Genomic DNA, 17,408 nt, shown 5'->3' on the forward strand with positions numbered 1-17,408 from the left:
GGCCCGCCTCCCCCGGTGGGGGGTGGCGGGCCTGCGGCGGTGGGTCTGTCAGTGCTCGGCGGTACGGCGGGTGCCCGAGTAGTACTCGAACAGCAGCCCGCAGGTGGCGAGGACGACCGCCACCAGGCCCAGTCCCAGCAGCCAGAACTGCCAGAACACCAGGCCGAGACCGGCGATCGCGGCGGCCAGCGCCAGCCCGAACGGCCAGTAGCTGCCAGGGCTGAAGAAGCCGACCTCACCGGCGCCGTCGGCGATCTCGCCGTCCGGCCGGTCCTCGGGGCGCAGGTCGATACGGCGGGAGACAAACCAGAAGAAGCCGCCGCACATCGCGCAGAGCAGGAAGGACAGCAGCAGCGCCACCGTGCCGATCCACTCGACGTGACCGCCGCTGTCGGCGTACGTCCAGGCGCCGTAGAGGATCGTCGCGCCGAGGAGGAACGTGGCGATGGTCAGGAAGATCTTCCACTCGGTCTTCATGCCGGACCCCTCAGCTTCCCGCGCCGGCCGTCGCGTCGGACGGGTTGAAGTTGTTCACGTCGCGCCGGGTGTCGAACGGCTTCGTCTCGGTGGCGTACTCTTCCTCACCGATCGCGCCGAGCGCCTCCTGGGTCGACTTGCCGGCCTTCTTGGCCGCCAGGAACTGGTCGTACTTCTCCGGCGAGACGACCCGCAGCTCGAAGTTCATGAAGGCGTGGTAGCTGCCGCACAGCTCGGCGCAGCGGCCGACGAACGCGCCCTCCTGGTCGATGCTGGAGACCTCGAACGTGTTGCGCACGTTGCCCGGCATGACGTCCCGCTTGAACAGCAGCTCCGGCACCCAGAACGAGTGGATGACGTCGCGGCTGGTCTCCTCGAAGCGGATCGAGCGGCCGCTGGGCAGCACCAGCACCGGGATGACCTCGCTGGTGCCGAGCACCGAGGCGACGGTGTTGGCCTCGGGGCCCTGGCCGTCGCGGTAGTTGAACTGCCAGTTCCACTTGAACGCGACGACCTCGACGGTGACGTCCGGGTTCTTCGACTGCTTGTTCACGTCGGTCTGCACGACCGCCGTGTAGTAGAAGAGCACGGAGACCACGAGGATCGGCGCGATGGTGTAGAGGAACTCCATCGGCAGGTTGTAGCGGGTCTGCACCGGCAGCTCGTTGCCGCGCTTGCGGTAGCGGACCACGCACCAGAAGATCAGGCCCCACACGAACACGCCGACGGCGAGCGCCGCGATGCAGGACGCGATCCACAGGTCGTACATGCGGTGCGACTCGGGCGTGATGCCGCCCTGCGGCCAGCCGAACCCGCCGAACGCCTTGCCGACGTCACAGCCGGTGAGCGAGACCAGCAGCGCCGCCGCGCCGAGACCGAGCCCGGCGATTCGACCAGCACCACGCCGCCGGCGTCCACCGGCCCCCGGGGAAGCGCTGTGCCGTACGGCCGAGCGCCGTACCTCCGAACTCCTTGCGACCACCTGGTCCTGCCTCCCTAGCGCGCCGCGGCGGTTGTTCTCCTTGACACCGACGGCAAAGGCGTCACCGACGGTCGCAGATTACTCGACCATGACCGGCCAGGCCGTCTTGGGGTCGCTGTCCACCCCCATCGGGGGGATCTTGGGCGTAACCGGGCGATAGCGTGGAGCCTCATGAGCGTCTCCCCGGTCTACCTGGACGCCGCCAGCGCGGCGCCGCTGCATCCGGTCGCGCGGCAGGCGATGCTGGCCGCACTGGACGACGGCTGGGCGGACCCGGCCCGGCTCTACTCGGCGGCCCGCCGGGCTCGCCAGCTCCTCGACGCCGCGCGCGAGGCCGCCGCGCAGACGCTCGGCGTCCGCGCCGACGAGCTGTCCTTCACCCCCAGCGGTACGGCGGCAGCGCACGCCGCCGTACTCGGAGGCCTGGCCGGGCGGCGGCGGGCCGGGGCGACGCTCGTGCACTCGGCGATCGAGCACTCGGCGGTGCTGCACGCCGCGGAGCGGCACACGGCAGGTGGCGGCGCGGCGGTGTCCGTACCCGTGGACCGGTCGGGCCGGGTGGACCTGGACGCCTGGGCGGCGGCGGTGGCCGCGCCCGGCGTGGCCCTCGCGGCGTTGATCGGGGCCAGTCACGAGGTGGGCACTGTGCAGCCGGTGCCCGCGGCGGCGGAGCTGTGCGCCGAGGCGGGCGTGCCGCTGTACGTGGACGCGGCGCAGCTGGCCGGGCGGGCGCCGCTGCCGTCGGGCTGGTCGGTGCTGACCGCCAGCGCGCACAAGTGGGGCGGACCGCCCGGTGTCGGACTGCTCGTGGTGCGCAAGGGCACCCGGTGGGAGTCGCCGTACCCGGCCGACGAGCGGGAGTCGGGGCGTACCCCCGGGGTGGTGAACCTGCCGGCGGTGGTCGCGGCGGCGGCGAGCCTGCGCGCGGCGGCGGCCGACGCGGCGGCGGAGGCGGCCCGGCTGGGTCCGCTTGTCGACCGGATCCGGGCGCGGGTGGCGGCCGAGGTGCCGGACGTGGAGGTGGTCGGCGACCCGGTGGACCGGTTGCCGCACCTGGTGACGTTCTCCTGCCTGTACGTCGACGGTGAGGCGTTGCTGCACGCGCTGGACCGGCGCGGGTTCGCGGTGTCCTCCGGCTCGTCGTGCACGTCGTCGACGTTGCGCCCGTCACACGTGCTGGAGGCGATGGGGGTGCTGTCGCACGGCAACGTGCGGGTGTCGCTGCACCGGGAGACCACCGAGGCGGACGTGGAGCGGTTCCTGGCCGAGCTGCCCGGGATCGTGGCGGACCTGCGGGCGGAGGCGGGGGTGACGGACCTGTGAGCGCGAGGAGCGAGCCGGACGAGGTGCTGGACTGCCGAGGGCAGCGCTGTCCCCTGCCGGTGATCAATCTCGCCCGGCTGGTGCCCGGCCTGCCGGCCGGCGCGGTGGTACGGGTGCTGGCCGACGACCCGGCGGCGGCGGTGGACATCCCGGCGTGGTGCCGGATGCGCGGCCACGAGTTCCTCGCCGAGCGCCCGGGGCCCGCCTACGACGTCCGGGTGTAAGGAAGGGCCCCTTCTTAACGCCTCAGGTAGAGGAAGGGGCCCTTCTTAACGCCGGCCGACCAGCAGTCAGCGCAGGTACGCGAGGATGCCCGGCAGCGGGTCGGCGGCCACGGCGGTGTCGACCACCAGGCGCGGGCCGATCAGCGGCTCGTACTCGGCCCGGCGGCGCAGCGTCTGCTCCCAGGTGCCGTGCTCCTCGGGCGGGCGGGCCTCGACCCGGCGGCGGTGCTCCTCCTCGTCGCCGCAGTGCACCTCGATCACCCGCAGCGGCACGCCGGCCCGTTCGGCCACGTCGTGCCAGAGGCCCCGGGCGCTGGCGACCGGGTTCACCGCGTCGACCACCACGCTGAGCCCGAGGCCGAGCTGCACCTCGGCCAGCCCGGCGACCGCGCCGTAGGCGGCCATGCCGGGTACGTCGCCGGTGAGGCCGTAGCGGTGCAGGGCGCGCTCGACCGGGTCGACCGGCAGGACCGGGGCGCGCAGGGCGGCGCCGACCCGGGCGGCGAGCGTGGTCTTGCCCACGCCCGGCAGCCCGGCGAACGCGACGAGCACCGGACCGCCGCCGCCGGGGCGGACCTCCGGGTCCACCCCTCCGGCCGGGGCCGCCGGGCCGGTCACAGCAGGTGCGGCCGGACGTCCTCGGCGGCCGCGTCACCGTACGACTCGGCGAGTCGCTTCACGAACAGGTCGCGGCGGACCTCGTACTCCTGGCCGCCGAAGTTCTCCAGCACGAGCGTGGCCAGCAGGCAGCCGACCTGGGCCGCCCGCTCCAGGCCGACGCCCCAGTCGAGCGCGGCGAAGAAACCGGCCCGGAAGCCGTCGCCGACACCGGTCGGGTCGACCGCCTGCATCTCCCGCGCGATCGGCACCCGGATCGTGCCGATCTCCCGGCCGGCGATCTCCACACCCTGCTTGCCCAGCGTGGTGACCCGCACCTTGACCCGGTCCAGCAGCTGCTCGTCGGTAAGGCCGGCCTTGCTCTGGAGCAGCGACTTCTCGTACTCGTTGGTCATCAGGTAGTCGGCACCGTCGATCAGGCCGAGCACGTCCTCGCCGTCCATCCGGGCCAGCTGCTGCGACGGGTCGGCGACGAAGGAGTAGCCGCGGTCCCGGCACTCGCCGGAGTGCCTGATCATCGCGGCCGGGTCGTTGGCGCTGACCAGCACCAGGTCCAGACCGCCGAGGCGCTGCGCCACCGGGGCCAGCTCGATGTTGCGGGCCTCGCTCATCGCCCCGGCGTAGAAGGAGGCGATCTGGCACATGTCGGTGTCGGTGGTGCAGACGAAGCGTGCCGTGTGCGCGACCTCGCTGACGTGCACCGAGTCGCAGTCGACGCCGTGGCGCTCCAGCCAGGAGCGGTAGTCGGCGAAGTCGGCGCCGACCGCGCCGAGCAGCACCGGGCGCAGCCCGAGCTGGGCCATGCCGAAGGCGATGTTCGCCGCGGTGCCGCCGCGGCGGAGCACCAGCTCGTCGACGAGGAAGGACAGCGAGACCTTGTCGAGCTGGTCGGCGATGAGCTGGTCGGCGAATCGGCCGGGGAAGCTCATCAGGTGGTCGGTCGCGATCGAGCCGGTCACGGCGATCTTCATGTCAACCCTCGGGGTCGGGAGCACGGCGCGGTCAGCCTACCGGCCCCCGGGCCGCACGGACGGCGGTCGGTCACCAACCGGTCGATCGGCGCACATCCGGACGTCACGCGCAGGGGGTACGACGAAACGGCGGGCCGCCCCACCCGGGACGGCCCGCCGTTGTCGGTCGGTCTGTCGACTCAGCTGAAGGAGTCGCCGCAGGCGCAGGAGTTGCCCGCGTTCGGGTTGTCGATGGTGAAGCCCTGGGCGTCGATCCGGTCGGCGAAGTCGATGGTGGCGCCGGCCAGGTAGGGGGCGCTCATCCGGTCGACGACGACCTCGACACCGTCGAAGTCGGTGACGACGTCACCGTCGAGCGAGCGCTCGTCGAAGAACAGCTGGTACCGCAGGCCGGAGCAGCCACCCGGCTGCACGGCGACCCGGAGCCGCAGGTCGTCGCGGCCCTCCTGCTCGATCAGGGCCTTGACCTTCTGCGCCGCGACGTCGGTGAGGACGACGGTGCTGGGGGCCTTGGCCTCGGTCGACTCGGTCTGCGCTGGCGTGGTCACGTGGAAGTCTCCCTGCGCGGTATGAGGTCCGGACGTCCTGGCCAACGCCGCACGTCCGCCAGTGATTCCCGGTGTGGTCCGTCTTTCGATCGTACGCCGCCTCCGGCGTCACCACCCGGCGGCGTGACCAGCGGAACCGGTCAGCGGCTCCATTGCCGCGCCAGGCGGGCGCCGAGCGCGCGCAGACCCTCGGCCGGGCGGGCCATCGCCGCGTCCACTCCCCCGTGCTCCTCGCCGCCGAAGTGCTCCACGAGGCTGTGCGCCTCGGTGACACCGGCCGCTGCCGCCTCCCGCCGCCCGGTGCTCACCCGTCCCGCCAGCACCACGCAGGGCACGCCCCGGTCCCGGGCCGCCCCGGCCACACCGGCGACCACCTTGCCGCGCAGTGACTGGTGGTCGAACGAGCCCTCGCCGGTGATCACCAGGTCGGCGGCGTCGAGCGCGGCGTCCAGCCCCACCGCACGGGTGACCAGGCCGATGCCGGATTCGCACCGGCCGCCGAGCGCCAGCACCGCCGCACCGAGGCCGCCTGCGGCGCCGCCGCCGGGCAGCGCGCCCAGCCCGGACGGGCAGCCGGGCAGGCGCTCGGTCAGCACCTCCGCCCAGCGGGTCAGCGCGGCGTCCAGCAGCAGCACGCCGGCCCGATCGGCGCCCTTCTGCGGGCCGAAGACGCTGCTCGCGCCGTGCAGCCCGAGCAGCGGGTTGTCCACGTCGGTGGCGGCGACGAGCGTCGCGCCGCGCAGCCGGGGCTCCCCGTCGAGCGCGGCCACCTCGGCGAGCGCCGCGCCGCCGTACGGCAGGGCCCGGCCGGCGCCGTCCAGCGGCGTGACGCCCAGCGGGACGAGCATCCCGGCACCCCCGTCGTTGGTGGCCGAGCCGCCCAGCCCCACCACCACCGTCCGCGCGCCCGCCTCGACCGCGGCGGCGACGAGCAGCCCCAGCCCGTACGAGGTGGTGGCCTTCGGGTCGCGTTCGGCGGCGGTGAGCAGGTGCAGTCCGCACGCCTGCGCGCTCTCCAGGTACGCCGTGCCGTCGTCGGTGAGCAGGATCTCACCGGCGGCCGGGCGGCCCAGCGGGTCGACCGTGGGCACCGGCACCCGGCGTCCGCCGAGCGCCCGGGCGAGCACGTCGAGGAACCCCGGCCCGCCGTCGGCGAGCGGCCGGGCCAGCAGGTCGTCGCCGGGCGCGACGTCACGCCAGCCGTCGGCCACCGCGGCGGCCACGTCGGGGGCCGACAGCGTGCCGGCGAACTTGTCCGGACAGAGCAGCACGCGCATGCGCAGCAGTGTGGCAGGCCACATCGGGGACGGCTGCGCGGTGGTCGCGCTGTGGGACCATGGGGGCGTGACTTCGACCTGGGTTGAGCCGTCCAACACCGCCACGGCGCTGCTGCTCCTCGGCCGCGGCAGCGACCCCGCCACCGAGCGTGGCGTGGAGTGTCCGGGTGATCTCCCCGCGCCGAGCGACCCCGACCTGGTGGCCCGTGCCGCCGCCGCGAAGGCCGCGCTCGGCACGAAGGTGTTCGTCCTGGGCCACCACTACCAGCGCGACGAGGTGATCCAGTTCGCCGACGTGACCGGCGACTCGTTCAAGCTGGCCCGGGAGGCGGCCGCCCGCCCGGACGCGGAGTACATCGTCTTCTGCGGCGTGCACTTCATGGCCGAGAGCGCGGACATCCTCACCTCGGACGCGCAGAAGGTGATCCTGCCCGACCTCGCCGCCGGCTGCTCGATGGCCGACATGGCGGTGCTGTCGCAGGTCGAGGCCGCGTGGGACACGCTCACCGATCTGGGCATCGCGGCGGAGACCGTGCCGGTGACGTACATGAACTCCTCGGCGGACATCAAGGGCTTCGTCGGCCGCAACGGCGGCGTGGTCTGCACCTCGTCGAACGCCAAGCGGGCCCTGGACTGGGCCTTCGAGCAGGGCCGCAAGGTACTGTTCCTGCCCGACCAGCACCTCGGCCGCAACACCGCGGTGCTGGAGATGGGCTTCTCGCTCGACGACTGCGTGCTCTACGACCCGCACAAGCCGAACGGCGGGCTGACCCCGGAGCAGCTGCGCGACGCGAAGATGATCCTGTGGCGGGGTCACTGCTCGGTGCACGGCCGTTTCACGCTCGACAGCGTCAACGACGTACGCGAGCGGGTGCCGGGCGTGAACGTGCTGGTGCACCCGGAGTGCCGCCACGAGGTGGTGAACGCCGCCGACCTGGTCGGCTCGACCGAGTTCATCATCAGGACCATCGAGGCGGCCCCGGCCGGCTCGGCGTGGGCGGTGGGCACCGAACTGAACCTGGTGCGCCGGCTCGCGCTGGCCCACCCGGACAAGCAGATCATGTTCCTCGACCGGGCGGTCTGCTACTGCTCGACGATGAACCGGATCGACCTGCCGCACCTGGTCTGGGCGCTGGAGGAGCTGGTCGCCGGACGCGTGGTCAACCAGATCACCGTCGACCCGGAGACCGCCCGACACGCCCGGTCGGCGCTGGACCAGATGCTCGCCCTTCCGGGAGCCTGATCACCGTCGGTGACCCCGCTGGCACGGAAACGCACCGGACACCCCGGTTCGTGCCCTCGCTGGCGATGTGACCGATTCCATTCCCGTCACGGAGGGCTATGCTGCCGGGGCGACGACACACGCGGCCCGTTTTCCCATGACCGCGTTCCGGGTAGCGATGAACTTCGTGCACCCATCACTAGACACGGCAGCACCCAACGCGCTGGAGGTTGCGTTGACCGACGACGTCCTGGTCGTACACGGAGGCACTCCGCTTGAAGGGCGGATCCGCGTGCGCGGCGCGAAGAACCTGGTGTCCAAGGCGATGGTGGCCGCCCTGCTGGGCGACACACCGAGCCGGCTGTTCGACGTGCCGCGTATCCGTGACGTCGAGGTGGTCCGCGGTCTGCTCGGCCTGCACGGCGTGAAGGTCAGCGACGGCGTGGAGGAGGGCGAACTCGTCTTCGACCCCACGAACGTCGAAAGCGCCAGCACCGACCAGATCAACGTGCACGCCGGGTCCAGCCGCATCCCGATCCTGTTCTGCGGCCCGCTGCTGCACCGGCTCGGCCACGCCTTCATCCCCGACCTGGGCGGCTGCCACATCGGCCCGCGCCCGATCGACTTCCACCTCCAGGCGCTGCGCGAGTTCGGGGCCACCGTCGAGAAGACGCCGGAGGGCCTGCACCTGTCCGCGCCCAACGGGCTGCACGGCACGAAGTTCGCGCTGCCGTACCCGAGCGTGGGCGCCACCGAGCAGGTGCTGCTCACCGCGGTGATGGCCGAGGGCGTCACCGAACTGCGCAACGCGGCGGTCGAGCCGGAGATCATCGACCTCATCTGCGTGCTCCAGAAGATGGGCGCGATCATCAAGGTGCACACCGACCGGGTGATCGAGATCCAGGGCGTCAAGAAGCTGCACGGCTACACCCACCGGCCGATCCCGGACCGGATCGAGGCGGCCAGCTGGGCGGCGGCGGCGCTGGCGACCCGCGGTCACGTCGAGGTGCTGGGCGCCCAGCAGGCCGACATGATGACCTTCCTGAACATCTTCCGGTCGGTCGGCGGCGAGTACGAGGTCACCGACCTGCGTCCGCCGCGCGGCGGCAGCCCGGGCCAGGAGGGCGGCATCCGGTTCTGGCACCCGGGCGGTGAGCTGAACGCGGTGGCGCTGGAGACCGACGTGCACCCCGGTTTCATGACCGACTGGCAGCAGCCGCTGGTGGTCGCGCTCACCCAGGCCCGGGGCCTGTCGATCGTCCACGAGACGGTCTACGAGCAGCGGCTCGGCTACACCGAGGCGCTGAACACGATGGGCGCCAACATCCAGGTCTACCGGGACTGCCTCGGCGGCACCCCGTGCCGCTTCGGCCGGCGCAACTTCAAGCACTCCGCGGTGATCGCCGGGCCGAGCAAGCTGCACGCGGCCGACCTGGTCATCCCGGACCTGCGGGCCGGGTTCAGCCACCTGATCGCGGCGCTGGCCGCCGAGGGCACCTCCCGGGTGTACGGCGTGGACCTGATCAACCGCGGCTACGAGGACTTCGAGGCCAAGCTGGCCGACCTCGGCGCCCACGTCGAGCGTCCCTGACCGTCCCGTTCCGCGTCGCGACAGCGCCCCTGTCGCGGCGCCGCGACCGGAAGCGGCCGCGCCCGGTGCACCCGTGATGTGCACCGGACGCGGCCGGTTGGCTACCCTTGCCGCGTGCCGTCGCTGTTTCGCCGCAAGCCCGCCGACCTCGTCGAGGATTCCGTCACCACTGTGACGACCGACGAGGAGTCCGCCGCCCGCCCTCGGGGCTACACGCCCAGCAAGAAGGAACTCGGGCAGGTCACGCCCAAGCGTCCGGTCGCCGGTCGCCGGCCGACCGCGCCGGCGAAGCCGCTGACCAAGGAGGAGGCCCGCGCGCAGCGCCGCGCCGCCCGCGCCGAGGCCGCCGCCGAGTTCCGCCGCGAGGGCGGCCCGCGTGACCGGGGCCCCGAGCGGCTGCTGGCCCGCAACGTGGTCGACTCCCGCCGTACGATCGGCACCTGGTTCTTCGGCGGCGCGCTGATCGTGCTGTTCGGCTCCAACCAGGCCATGCCGCCGATCGTGCGGCTGCTGTCGAACGTGCTCTGGGGCGCGCTGGCGCTCGGCGTGCTGATCGACTCGATCCTGATCTCCCGGAAGATCAAGCGGCTGGTCCGCGAGCGCTTCCCCAAGAGCACCGAGAAGCTCGGCTCGCTCTACTTCTACGCGATCATGCGGTCGATCACGTTCCGCCGGATGCGCGCTCCCGCACCCCGGGTGAACATCGGCGACAAGGTCTGACCGGACCGGCCCCGAATCGGCCCCTCCCCGCCCCGGCGGTGAGGGGCCGTTCTCGTGCGAGGACCGGCCTCAGTCCACCCCGAGCAGGCGCAGCACCGCGGTGGTGGCCGCCGCCGCGACCACGACCAGCACGAACGGCGCCCGGCGCCAGGCGAGCAGCAGGCCGACGAGCACACCGGCGGGCCGGGCGTAGCCGGCGAAGCCGCCGGCCTCGGTGAGCGCCGCGGTGGCGGCGAGCGCGGCCAGCAGCGTGGCGGCGCCGATCGGCAGCAGGTGACGGGACCACTCCGGCAGGTCCAGCCGGTCCCGCAGCAGCACCCCGGCGACCCGGAACCCGTAGGTGCCGGCGGCCAGCGCGAGGATCACGGCGATCAGCACGAGACCTCCCCGGCCCGTACGCTCCGGCCGTCAGCCGCTTCGTCAGCGGTCCCGTCCGGCGCGGCATCCGGATCGGGCGACGCAGCCGTCACATCGGACGGCGCGGCGGGTAGCCGGCGGCGGGCCAGCAGCGGCAGGGCCAGCGCGGCGAGCGCGAGCAGCACCGGCAGCCCGGCCGGCAGCAGCGGGGTCGCCAGCACGGCGAGGCCGGCGCCGAGGAGCGCCACCCGGCGGGTCTCCCGGTCGCGCAGGCTGGGCAGCAGCAGTGCTGCCAGCCCGGCGGGGAACGCGGCGTCGAGTCCCAGCGTCGCCGGGTCGCCGGCCGCGCCGCCGGCGAGCACGCCGAGCGCGGTGCCGGCGTTCCAGGCCAGGAACAGCAGCACCCCGGCGAGCCAGAACGCCCGGCGCCGCTCCGGCCCGGCCGGGCGGGCCAGCGCGAACGCTGTGGCCTCGTCGGTCATCAGGTGGCTGCCGAGCAGCCGTTGCGCGCGCCGCGGACCGAGCGCACCACCGAGGGCCAGGCCGAACGGCAGGTGCCGGGCGTTGAGCAGCAGACCGGCGAGGACCGCCGCGAGCGGGCTGCCGGCCGCGACGAGCCCGACGGCCATGAACTGGGCGCCACCGGCGTAGACGACCGCCGACATGGCGAGCGTGGCCCAGACGGGCAGGCCGGCGGCCACCGCCACGGCGCCGAACGACGCGCCCACGGCGAGCATCGCCGCGCCGATGGCGGCGACGTCGCGGAGCACCCGGGTGTCGCCCGTTCGGTATGCCGTACGCATGTCCATTATCCTGAACGGAAGCACGCTGGTTCGTCAAACCGAACAAACCGACCGATGGAGCGAACATATGGCGATCGACCCCGCTCCCCCGCTCGCCACCATCGCCGCCGCGCTGCGCCGCGAGCGTGAACGGGCGGGCCTGTCGCTGACCGAGCTGGCCCGCCGCGCCGGGATCGCCAAGTCCACCCTGTCCCAGCTGGAGTCCGGGTCCGGCAACCCCAGCGTGGAGACGCTCTGGGCGCTCGGCGTGGCGCTGGACGTACCGTTCAGCCGCCTGGTCGAACCACCCACCGCCGCCGTCCGCGTGGTCCGGGCCGGGCAGGGGCCCCGGATCCGGTCCGAGCACGCCGACTTCTCGGCCACCCTGCTCGCGGCCGGGGCGCCGCACGCCCGGCGCGACGTCTACGTGATGGAGCTGGAACCCGGCGCGGTACGGCTCGCCGAGGCGCACACCCCGCGCAGCGTCGAGCACGTCGTGGTAGCCGCCGGGCGGATGCGGGTCGGCCCCGAGACCGACCTGGTCGAGCTGGAGCCGGGCGACTACGCCACCTTCCCCGGTGACACCCCGCACCGGTACGAGGCGCTGGCCCCCGGCACCTTCGCCGTACTCGTCATGGAGCACCCGTGACCGCGGATGGCGCGCGGTAAAGCCGGGTCACCACCTCCTCGATGTCCGGCTCCACGATCGAGATGTCCCGCAGCGTGGTCAGGCCGGCCAGCCCGGCCACCACCTCGGCGACGCTCGCCCGTTCCAGCGCGAAGACCAGCCGCCGCCCGTCCGCCTCCACCCGCTGCACCGGCGCGCCGGGCAGCACCGGCGGCTCGGGCAGCGCCGCGTCCAGCTCGGCGACCACCATGCGGCGCGAGCCGTACCGGCGGTGCAGCTCGGCGATGGACCCGTCGTGCACCACCCGCCCGTGGTCGATCACCACGAGCCGCCGGCAGAGCCGTTCGATGTCGGCCAGGTCGTGCGTGGTGAGCACGAGCGTGGTGTCCCCGGCCCGGCCCAGCTCGGCCAGGAAGCCGCGCACCGCCTGCTTGCTCACCACGTCCAGGCCGATCGTCGGCTCGTCCAGGAACAGCACCTCCGGGCCGTGCAGCAGCGCCGCGGTCAGCTCGCCGCGCATCCGCTGACCCAGCGAGAGCTGCCGGACCGGCGTGTCCAGGAACCCGTCCAGGTCGAGCAGCTCCCGGCAGCGGGCCAGCCGGACCGCGTGCTCGCCGGCCGGCACCCGGTAGACGTGCCGCAACAGGTCGAACGAGTCCCGCAACGGCAGGTCCCACCAGAGCTGCGAGCGCTGCCCGAACACCACCCCGATGCGCAGCGCCAGCCGGGTCCGGTCGGCCACCGGCCGCAGCCCGCACACCCGGGCCCGCCCCGCCGACGGCGTCAGCACGCCGGTGAGCATCTTCAGCGTGGTCGACTTCCCGGCGCCGTTCGGGCCGATGTAGCCGAGCATCTCGCCGCGCTCCACCCGCAGGTCGACCCCGTCGACGGCGGTCACCGTCCGCTTCTCGCGCCGCAGCGGCCCGGCCTTCACCCGTACCGTGAACTCCTTGCGCAGCCCGTCCATCTCGATGACGCTCATGACCCCGTACTCCGGTAGTGGCGGACCCCGACGCGCCAGGCCAGGGCGGCCAGCGCCGCGGCGACCACCGCGACGCCCGGCGCGGCCCAGCCCGCCCACTGCGGCAGGCCGAGCGGGTCGGCGCGGCCCAGCAGCGCCAGCGCCGGGTGGTAGCTGACGAAGGCGAACCCCATCCCGTACGCGAACAGCGCGCGGAACCAGCCGCCGTACACGGTGACGGGGTACGAGGTGAAGTCGCGCCCGCCGTAGGTGACCGCGTTGGCCAGTTCGCCGGAGTCGACCCAGTAGAACGACACCGTGGCGGTCAGCACGAAGACCGAGCCGAAGAAGACCACGGCGGCCAGCGGGGCGACCACCGCCAGCGCGACCCGGCCCGGCGTCCAGTCGATGCCGGCCGAGACGAGCGCGAACAGCAGCACGGCGAGCCCGAACACGGCCCGGGACAGCTTGCGCAACGGCAGGTCCATCAGCAGCAGTTGCGGCAGCGCACCGAGCGGGCGTACCAGCACGGCGTCGAAGAGGCCGGTGCGCACGTACCGGGGAAGCCGTTCGATGTTGCCGACCAGCAGGTCGGCGGTGGCGAAGCCGCACGACGACAGGCCGACCACGACGAGCGTCTCGCGCAGCGTGAAACCGCCCAGCTCCCGCGTCACGCCAAAGATCACCAGGACGGTGACCACGTCGAACACGGTGGCGCCCACGTTGCCGACCAGGTCCACCACGAACGAGGTGCGGTACGCCGCCTGCGAGCGCGCCTGCGCACCGAGCAGCGCCCGGTACGCCCGTAGCTCAGCCAGCTCAGCCACCCTGGGCGCGCTGCCGCGCTCAGCCACCCTGGACCACCAGACGACGCTCGGCGCGGCGCTGCACCAGCCGGCACAGCGCCAGCAGCAGCACCGCCCAGCCCGCCTGCACCCCGACCAGGGTGAGACCGACGGACATCGGCTCCCGCTCGACCAGCACGTCCAGCGGCACCTGGAGGATGCTGGGGAACGGGGTGGCGTACCGCAGGACCGCCTCCAGCGAGCCGGGCAGGAAGCCGAGCGGGAAGTAGAGTCCGGCCAGCACGCCGGAGCCGAGCGTCCACAGGATCATCGGGCCCCGGACGTCCTGCAACCAGTACGCGGTGGCGTTGACCAGGTAGCGGCAGCCGAAGCAGACCACCACCGCGAGCACCGCGGAGAGCAGGAACAGCGGCACCGTGGCCCAGTGCCGGGGCACGTACACGGCGAAGAAGAACGGGCCGACCACCAGCGGCGGCACCAGCCGGACCAGCGACGCGAACCCGGCCCGGCCCAGGTCGGTGGCGAGGTAGCTGGTCACCGGATGCACCGGCCGCAGCAGGTCGGCGGCCACCTCGCCGGTACGGATCCGGTCGGCCAGATCGGTCCAGCCCCAGATCGCGATCACCGCCAGCAGACCCTGGCCGGCCCAGACGAACGTGGCGAGCTGCGCCCGGTCGTAGCCGGCCACGGTGCCCGCCGCACCCGTCGCCGCGAGGAAGATGTAGCAGCGCAGGAAACCGAACACGGTGTTTGTGCACAACCCCGCCACGGCGGCCTGACGGTAGGTCGCGTGCCGACGGAACCCGGCCGCCGCGATCGCGCCGAATGTCCGAAACCATGGGGTAACGTGTGCGCCGGTGGGTGGTGCCACAGTGGCGGTGACCGAGCCCACGCCGTTACCCTCCTTCCGCAGCCACGACGTGCTGGACCGGGCGACTGTACCGGCACGTCCGGCGCCCCAGCGCGAGAATTTCCAATGAGGTGACACCGCCGTGAGCGAGCGACGCGAGCCGGCCCCGGGGCCGTCCCGCGCGAGCGGCCGGAGGGGTTGCCGATGAGTGGCTGGGGCAGCTGGCGCGAGCCGGCCGAACCGGCCTGGGCCGCCGAGCCAACCCACGAGTGGCAGCCGCAGTTCCCCGGGCAGCGCTACCCGGGTGACATCGGCATCGAGAACCTGACGCCGCGTCCGCGCCCCGTTGTCGGCCGCGCCGAGGTACGGCCGGTCAGCCCCGCGCCGGACGAGGACACGTATCCGGTGAGCCCCGCCGGTTCCCGGCCCCCCGGGCACGAGGGCGGACGCCCGGCGGGTCCGGCCGGTCCACGCGACGTCTACCCGGTCAGCCCGGCCGGCGGTCATCCGGTCAGCCCGGCCGGCCCGCGCGGCGGTGAGCCCGTCAGTCCGGCCGGCCCGCACGGCACATACCCGACCAGTCCGGCCGGCCCGCACGGCACATACCCGGTCAGCCCGGCGGTCCCGCGCGTTGGGTACCCGATCAGTCCCGCGGCCCCGCCCGGGGTGCACCCGACCAGCCCCGCCGGGCCACGCGGCGGGCACTCGAACACGCCAGCGCCGCGCGGCGTGCATCCGGGCGGATCGGCAGGGCCGCGCGGCGGGCACTCAGACGGGCCGGCAGGACCACGCGGCACGTACCTGGACGGGCCGGCCGCCTCGCGCGGGGCGTACCCGATCGGTTCCGCCAGTTCCGGCGGACAGCGCCCCGCGGGGCCGGACGAGCGGCGCGGGCATCCCGACGGCCCCGGCGCGGACGGCCGTCGGCCCCACCGCCCCGGTCCGCCTCCGGAGCGGCTCGACCAACGCTGGGTACGCCCCGACGGCCCACCGCGCCAGACCGTCCAACCGGGCTGGATGGCGGAGCCGAACGAGACCCCGCACCCCGCTCCGCGCAGGCACGCCCCGGCCGACGGTCGTCCGGCGGCTTCCGGTGAACGATGGGGCACGCCACCCGACGCTCGCCAGGACCACTCCCCCGGCGGACGCCGCGAACCCCTGCCCGATGGTCGTCGCGGCCCCTTCGTGGAGCCGTCACCGGACGATCCGGCCCGTGGTCGGCGCGGTCCCGGCATCGACGGGCGTGACCAGGCCGTGCCGCCGTCGGAGCGGAGCACTGCCGGCCAGGGCGAGCCGGGCCGACGTGAGCCAGGCCGGGCCGAGCCCGGCCGCGACGGCCGGCGCGAACCAGGCTGGAGCGAGCCGGGCCACGACGGCCGGCGTGAACCCGGTCGGGCCGGTTCGGGCCACGACGGCCGGCGTGAGCCCGGGCGTGACAGCTGGCGCGAGCCCGGCCCACGTCCCCCGGCGGACCGGCGCGACCCGGCCGGTGGCCGGTGGGACGATCGTGCGCCGGGCCGCGAGGCCGCCGCCTACCCCGAGACCCAGCGCCGGGCACCCGAGAACGGGCGGCCCGCGCAGCAGGGCGAACCCGGCCGGTACGGCGCGCAGGGGCACCGTCCGGCTGACCCGCAAGCCTCCGCCCCCGTGCGGCCGGGCGCCGACCAGCGTTGGCAGCGCCCGCCGGCCGATCGTCCCCGCCCGCACCAGGGCGAGTGGCCCGTCATCGAGCCCCGCCCCCGGCCGGAACCCGACGCGTACCGGCCGGACGACCGGCACCGCCCACCCGTGGACCGGCCGATGCCGCCCCGGCACCCGATGCCGCCCCCCGACGGTCCACGCCCCGACGCGCGCCGTCCCGAGCAGGACGGCCCCGTCCGTCCGGACCCACGCGACGCTCGGCCCGCCGGTCCGGGCGCGCAGCCCGACGGCACCGGTCCGCGTCCCCACGCCACCCGGCCGCCCATCGCCCCGTCGCGCCCCGACGCCGCCCCGACGCGCCCCGACGCCGCCCCGACGCGTCCGGAAGCCGCCCCGACGCGCCCCGACGCCGCCCTGTCGCGCCTCGAAGCCGGTCGAGCGCAGCCGGAGCAGGACCGTCGCCGGCCGGACGAGGTCGCCGCGCGTTCCGACGATTCCCGGACGGCGCGGCCGGACGAGCGCCGGACGCCGCCGGACGCACCGGGGACGACGCGGCCTGGGCGATGGCCCGATGCTCATCCGGTCCGAGGCGCCGAGGGCAGGAGCACGGCCCCGGCCGGGTCGGCCGGGCACCCGCGCCCCGACGACCGTCCCCGCCCTGTCCCGGCGGTGCCGGATCCGCTGTCGACACCGCGCACGCCCGCGCACTCCGGTGACGGCTCGCCGTCGACCGGCCAGGCCCCGCTGCGGCCCGTGCCACCAGCTGGTACGGACGAGCAGCACCGGATGCCGGCGCCGGGTCGGTACGAGGCGACCCGTCCGCCGGTGACCGAGCCCGACCGACGCGTCGCCGACGGCGGTTCCGCACCGGCCGTTCCCGTCCGAGACGAGCCCGGTGCGCCCGTCTCGGGTGCGCCCGCCTCGGGTGCGCCCGTTTCCGGCGCACCGGTCTCCGGCGGGGTCACTCCCCCTGCGCCGGTTGTCGGCACGCCCAGAGGCGATGCGCAGGCTCCGACCGGCACGGGACGAGCGGAGCCCGTCCACCCCACGCCGCCGCATGGGCGGACCGAGGAACGTCAAGAGCCTCCTTCGGCCGGTCCCGTCCAGCCGACCGAGGCCGCGCCGGCTCGTCCCGCGCCGCCCACCTATCCGGGCCCTGCCCCGGCCCGGCCGACCACGCCACCACCGGTCGTCCCGACGATGGGCCCTGCCGCCCCGGAAGCACAGGCGGCTCGGCCCATGACAGGCACGGGCAGCCGTCCCGCTCCGCACACGGACGCCAACCGTCTCGAAGCCGACGCCGGAGCGACCTCCGGAGTAGGCATCCGACCCGCGCCGGGCACGGGCACGAATACGGGCACGGGCACGGATACGGGCACGGGCACGGGCACGGGCACCGGCACCACGGGCGCGGGCGCGGGCGCGGGCAC

The 17,408-nt window shown here is 74.3% G+C and carries 18 protein-coding genes; 6 read left to right on the top strand and 12 right to left on the bottom strand.

What is annotated here, in order from left to right:
* Positions 1 to 48 precede the first annotated feature (48 nt).
* Positions 49 to 477 (bottom strand): cytochrome c oxidase subunit 4, encoded by a 429-nt coding sequence (locus IF06_RS0121110; protein WP_013287699.1) that lies wholly within the window; start codon positions 475 to 477, stop codon positions 49 to 51.
* Between the two features lie 10 nt (positions 478 to 487).
* A complete protein-coding gene (coxB, locus tag IF06_RS0121115; RefSeq protein ID WP_030273023.1) occupies positions 488 to 1,459 on the bottom strand; it encodes a cytochrome c oxidase subunit II in 972 nt (323 codons plus the stop codon).
* A 171-nt stretch (positions 1,460 to 1,630) separates the two neighbouring features.
* On the opposite strand from coxB, the gene IF06_RS0121120 reads away from it, so the two are divergent.
* Both IF06_RS0121120 and IF06_RS0121125 read left to right on the top strand, forming a co-directional pair.
* A complete protein-coding gene (locus IF06_RS0121120; protein WP_030273024.1) occupies positions 1,631 to 2,782 on the top strand; it encodes a cysteine desulfurase family protein in 1,152 nt (383 codons plus the stop codon).
* A complete protein-coding gene (locus IF06_RS0121125) occupies positions 2,779 to 3,006 on the top strand; it encodes a sulfurtransferase TusA family protein (RefSeq protein ID WP_030273026.1) in 228 nt (75 codons plus the stop codon). Before IF06_RS0121120 ends, IF06_RS0121125 begins: the two co-directional genes overlap by 4 nt.
* A gap of 66 nt (positions 3,007 to 3,072) precedes the next feature.
* On the opposite strand, the gene IF06_RS0121130 is transcribed toward IF06_RS0121125, so the two are convergent.
* The 4 genes from IF06_RS0121130 to IF06_RS0121145 form a co-directional block, all read right to left on the bottom strand.
* Positions 3,073 to 3,624, bottom strand: coding sequence for an AAA family ATPase (locus IF06_RS0121130; protein WP_030273028.1), 552 nt, complete (start codon positions 3,622 to 3,624; stop codon positions 3,073 to 3,075).
* Positions 3,621 to 4,595 carry a carbohydrate kinase family protein gene (locus IF06_RS0121135; RefSeq protein WP_013287704.1) on the bottom strand — a complete coding sequence of 325 codons (975 nt, stop codon included), beginning with the start codon at positions 4,593 to 4,595 and terminating at the stop codon, positions 3,621 to 3,623. The genes IF06_RS0121130 and IF06_RS0121135 overlap by 4 nt, the downstream gene beginning before the upstream one ends.
* Before the next feature lie 179 nt (positions 4,596 to 4,774).
* On the bottom strand, positions 4,775 to 5,143 hold the full coding sequence (gene erpA / locus IF06_RS0121140; protein ID WP_013287705.1) for an iron-sulfur cluster insertion protein ErpA: 369 nt from the start codon (positions 5,141 to 5,143) through the stop codon (positions 4,775 to 4,777).
* A gap of 140 nt (positions 5,144 to 5,283) precedes the next feature.
* The gene (locus IF06_RS0121145) at positions 5,284 to 6,444 is read right to left on the bottom strand and encodes a glycerate kinase (RefSeq protein WP_030273031.1); all 1,161 of its coding nucleotides are present in this window, start codon (positions 6,442 to 6,444) and stop codon (positions 5,284 to 5,286) included.
* A gap of 43 nt (positions 6,445 to 6,487) precedes the next feature.
* Here IF06_RS0121145 and nadA point away from each other — a divergent pair, with 43 nt between their 5' ends.
* The 3 genes from nadA to IF06_RS0121160 all read left to right on the top strand — a co-directional run bounded on the left by nadA (position 6,488) and on the right by IF06_RS0121160 (position 9,953).
* Positions 6,488 to 7,663 carry a quinolinate synthase NadA gene (gene nadA, locus IF06_RS0121150; RefSeq protein WP_030273033.1) on the top strand — a complete coding sequence of 392 codons (1,176 nt, stop codon included), beginning with the start codon at positions 6,488 to 6,490 and terminating at the stop codon, positions 7,661 to 7,663.
* A 214-nt stretch (positions 7,664 to 7,877) separates the two neighbouring features.
* Complete coding sequence (gene murA / locus IF06_RS0121155; protein WP_030273035.1) at positions 7,878 to 9,233, top strand: UDP-N-acetylglucosamine 1-carboxyvinyltransferase; 1,356 nt, start codon at positions 7,878 to 7,880, stop codon at positions 9,231 to 9,233.
* A gap of 114 nt (positions 9,234 to 9,347) precedes the next feature.
* The gene (locus tag IF06_RS0121160; RefSeq protein ID WP_013287709.1) at positions 9,348 to 9,953 is read left to right on the top strand and encodes a DUF3043 domain-containing protein; all 606 of its coding nucleotides are present in this window, start codon (positions 9,348 to 9,350) and stop codon (positions 9,951 to 9,953) included.
* A 69-nt stretch (positions 9,954 to 10,022) separates the two neighbouring features.
* On the opposite strand, the gene IF06_RS0121165 is transcribed toward IF06_RS0121160, so the two are convergent.
* Complete coding sequence (locus IF06_RS0121165) at positions 10,023 to 10,331, bottom strand: AzlD domain-containing protein (RefSeq protein ID WP_013475721.1); 309 nt, start codon at positions 10,329 to 10,331, stop codon at positions 10,023 to 10,025.
* Positions 10,325 to 11,113 carry an AzlC family ABC transporter permease gene (locus IF06_RS0121170; protein WP_030273037.1) on the bottom strand — a complete coding sequence of 263 codons (789 nt, stop codon included), beginning with the start codon at positions 11,111 to 11,113 and terminating at the stop codon, positions 10,325 to 10,327. Before IF06_RS0121170 ends, IF06_RS0121165 begins: the two co-directional genes overlap by 7 nt.
* 67 nt (positions 11,114 to 11,180) lie before the next feature.
* On the opposite strand from IF06_RS0121170, the gene IF06_RS0121175 reads away from it, so the two are divergent.
* Positions 11,181 to 11,741: a helix-turn-helix domain-containing protein gene (locus IF06_RS0121175; RefSeq protein ID WP_013287712.1), complete on the top strand. Its 561-nt coding sequence runs from the start codon at positions 11,181 to 11,183 to the stop codon at positions 11,739 to 11,741.
* Here the strand turns inward: IF06_RS0121175 and IF06_RS0121180 are convergent.
* From IF06_RS0121180 to IF06_RS33650, 4 genes are all read right to left on the bottom strand, one after another.
* Entirely contained in the window at positions 11,725 to 12,702 is a 978-nt protein-coding gene (locus IF06_RS0121180; RefSeq protein ID WP_030273040.1) for an ABC transporter ATP-binding protein, read from the bottom strand. The two genes, IF06_RS0121175 and IF06_RS0121180, sit on opposite strands and share 17 nt — an antisense overlap.
* Positions 12,699 to 13,499 carry an ABC transporter permease gene (locus tag IF06_RS0121185; protein WP_030273041.1) on the bottom strand — a complete coding sequence of 267 codons (801 nt, stop codon included), beginning with the start codon at positions 13,497 to 13,499 and terminating at the stop codon, positions 12,699 to 12,701. The genes IF06_RS0121180 and IF06_RS0121185 overlap by 4 nt, the downstream gene beginning before the upstream one ends.
* A gap of 28 nt (positions 13,500 to 13,527) precedes the next feature.
* A complete protein-coding gene (locus IF06_RS0121190) occupies positions 13,528 to 14,379 on the bottom strand; it encodes an ABC transporter permease (RefSeq protein ID WP_030273043.1) in 852 nt (283 codons plus the stop codon).
* 1,152 nt (positions 14,380 to 15,531) lie between these two features.
* Positions 15,532 to 15,972 (bottom strand): hypothetical protein, encoded by a 441-nt coding sequence (locus tag IF06_RS33650; RefSeq protein WP_157551513.1) that lies wholly within the window; start codon positions 15,970 to 15,972, stop codon positions 15,532 to 15,534.
* Between the last annotated feature and the right edge of the window lie 1,436 nt (positions 15,973 to 17,408).

Origin of the sequence: Micromonospora globosa, assembly GCF_000717585.1 — a bacterium.
Taxonomy (GTDB): Bacteria; Actinomycetota; Actinomycetes; order Mycobacteriales; family Micromonosporaceae; genus Micromonospora; species Micromonospora aurantiaca.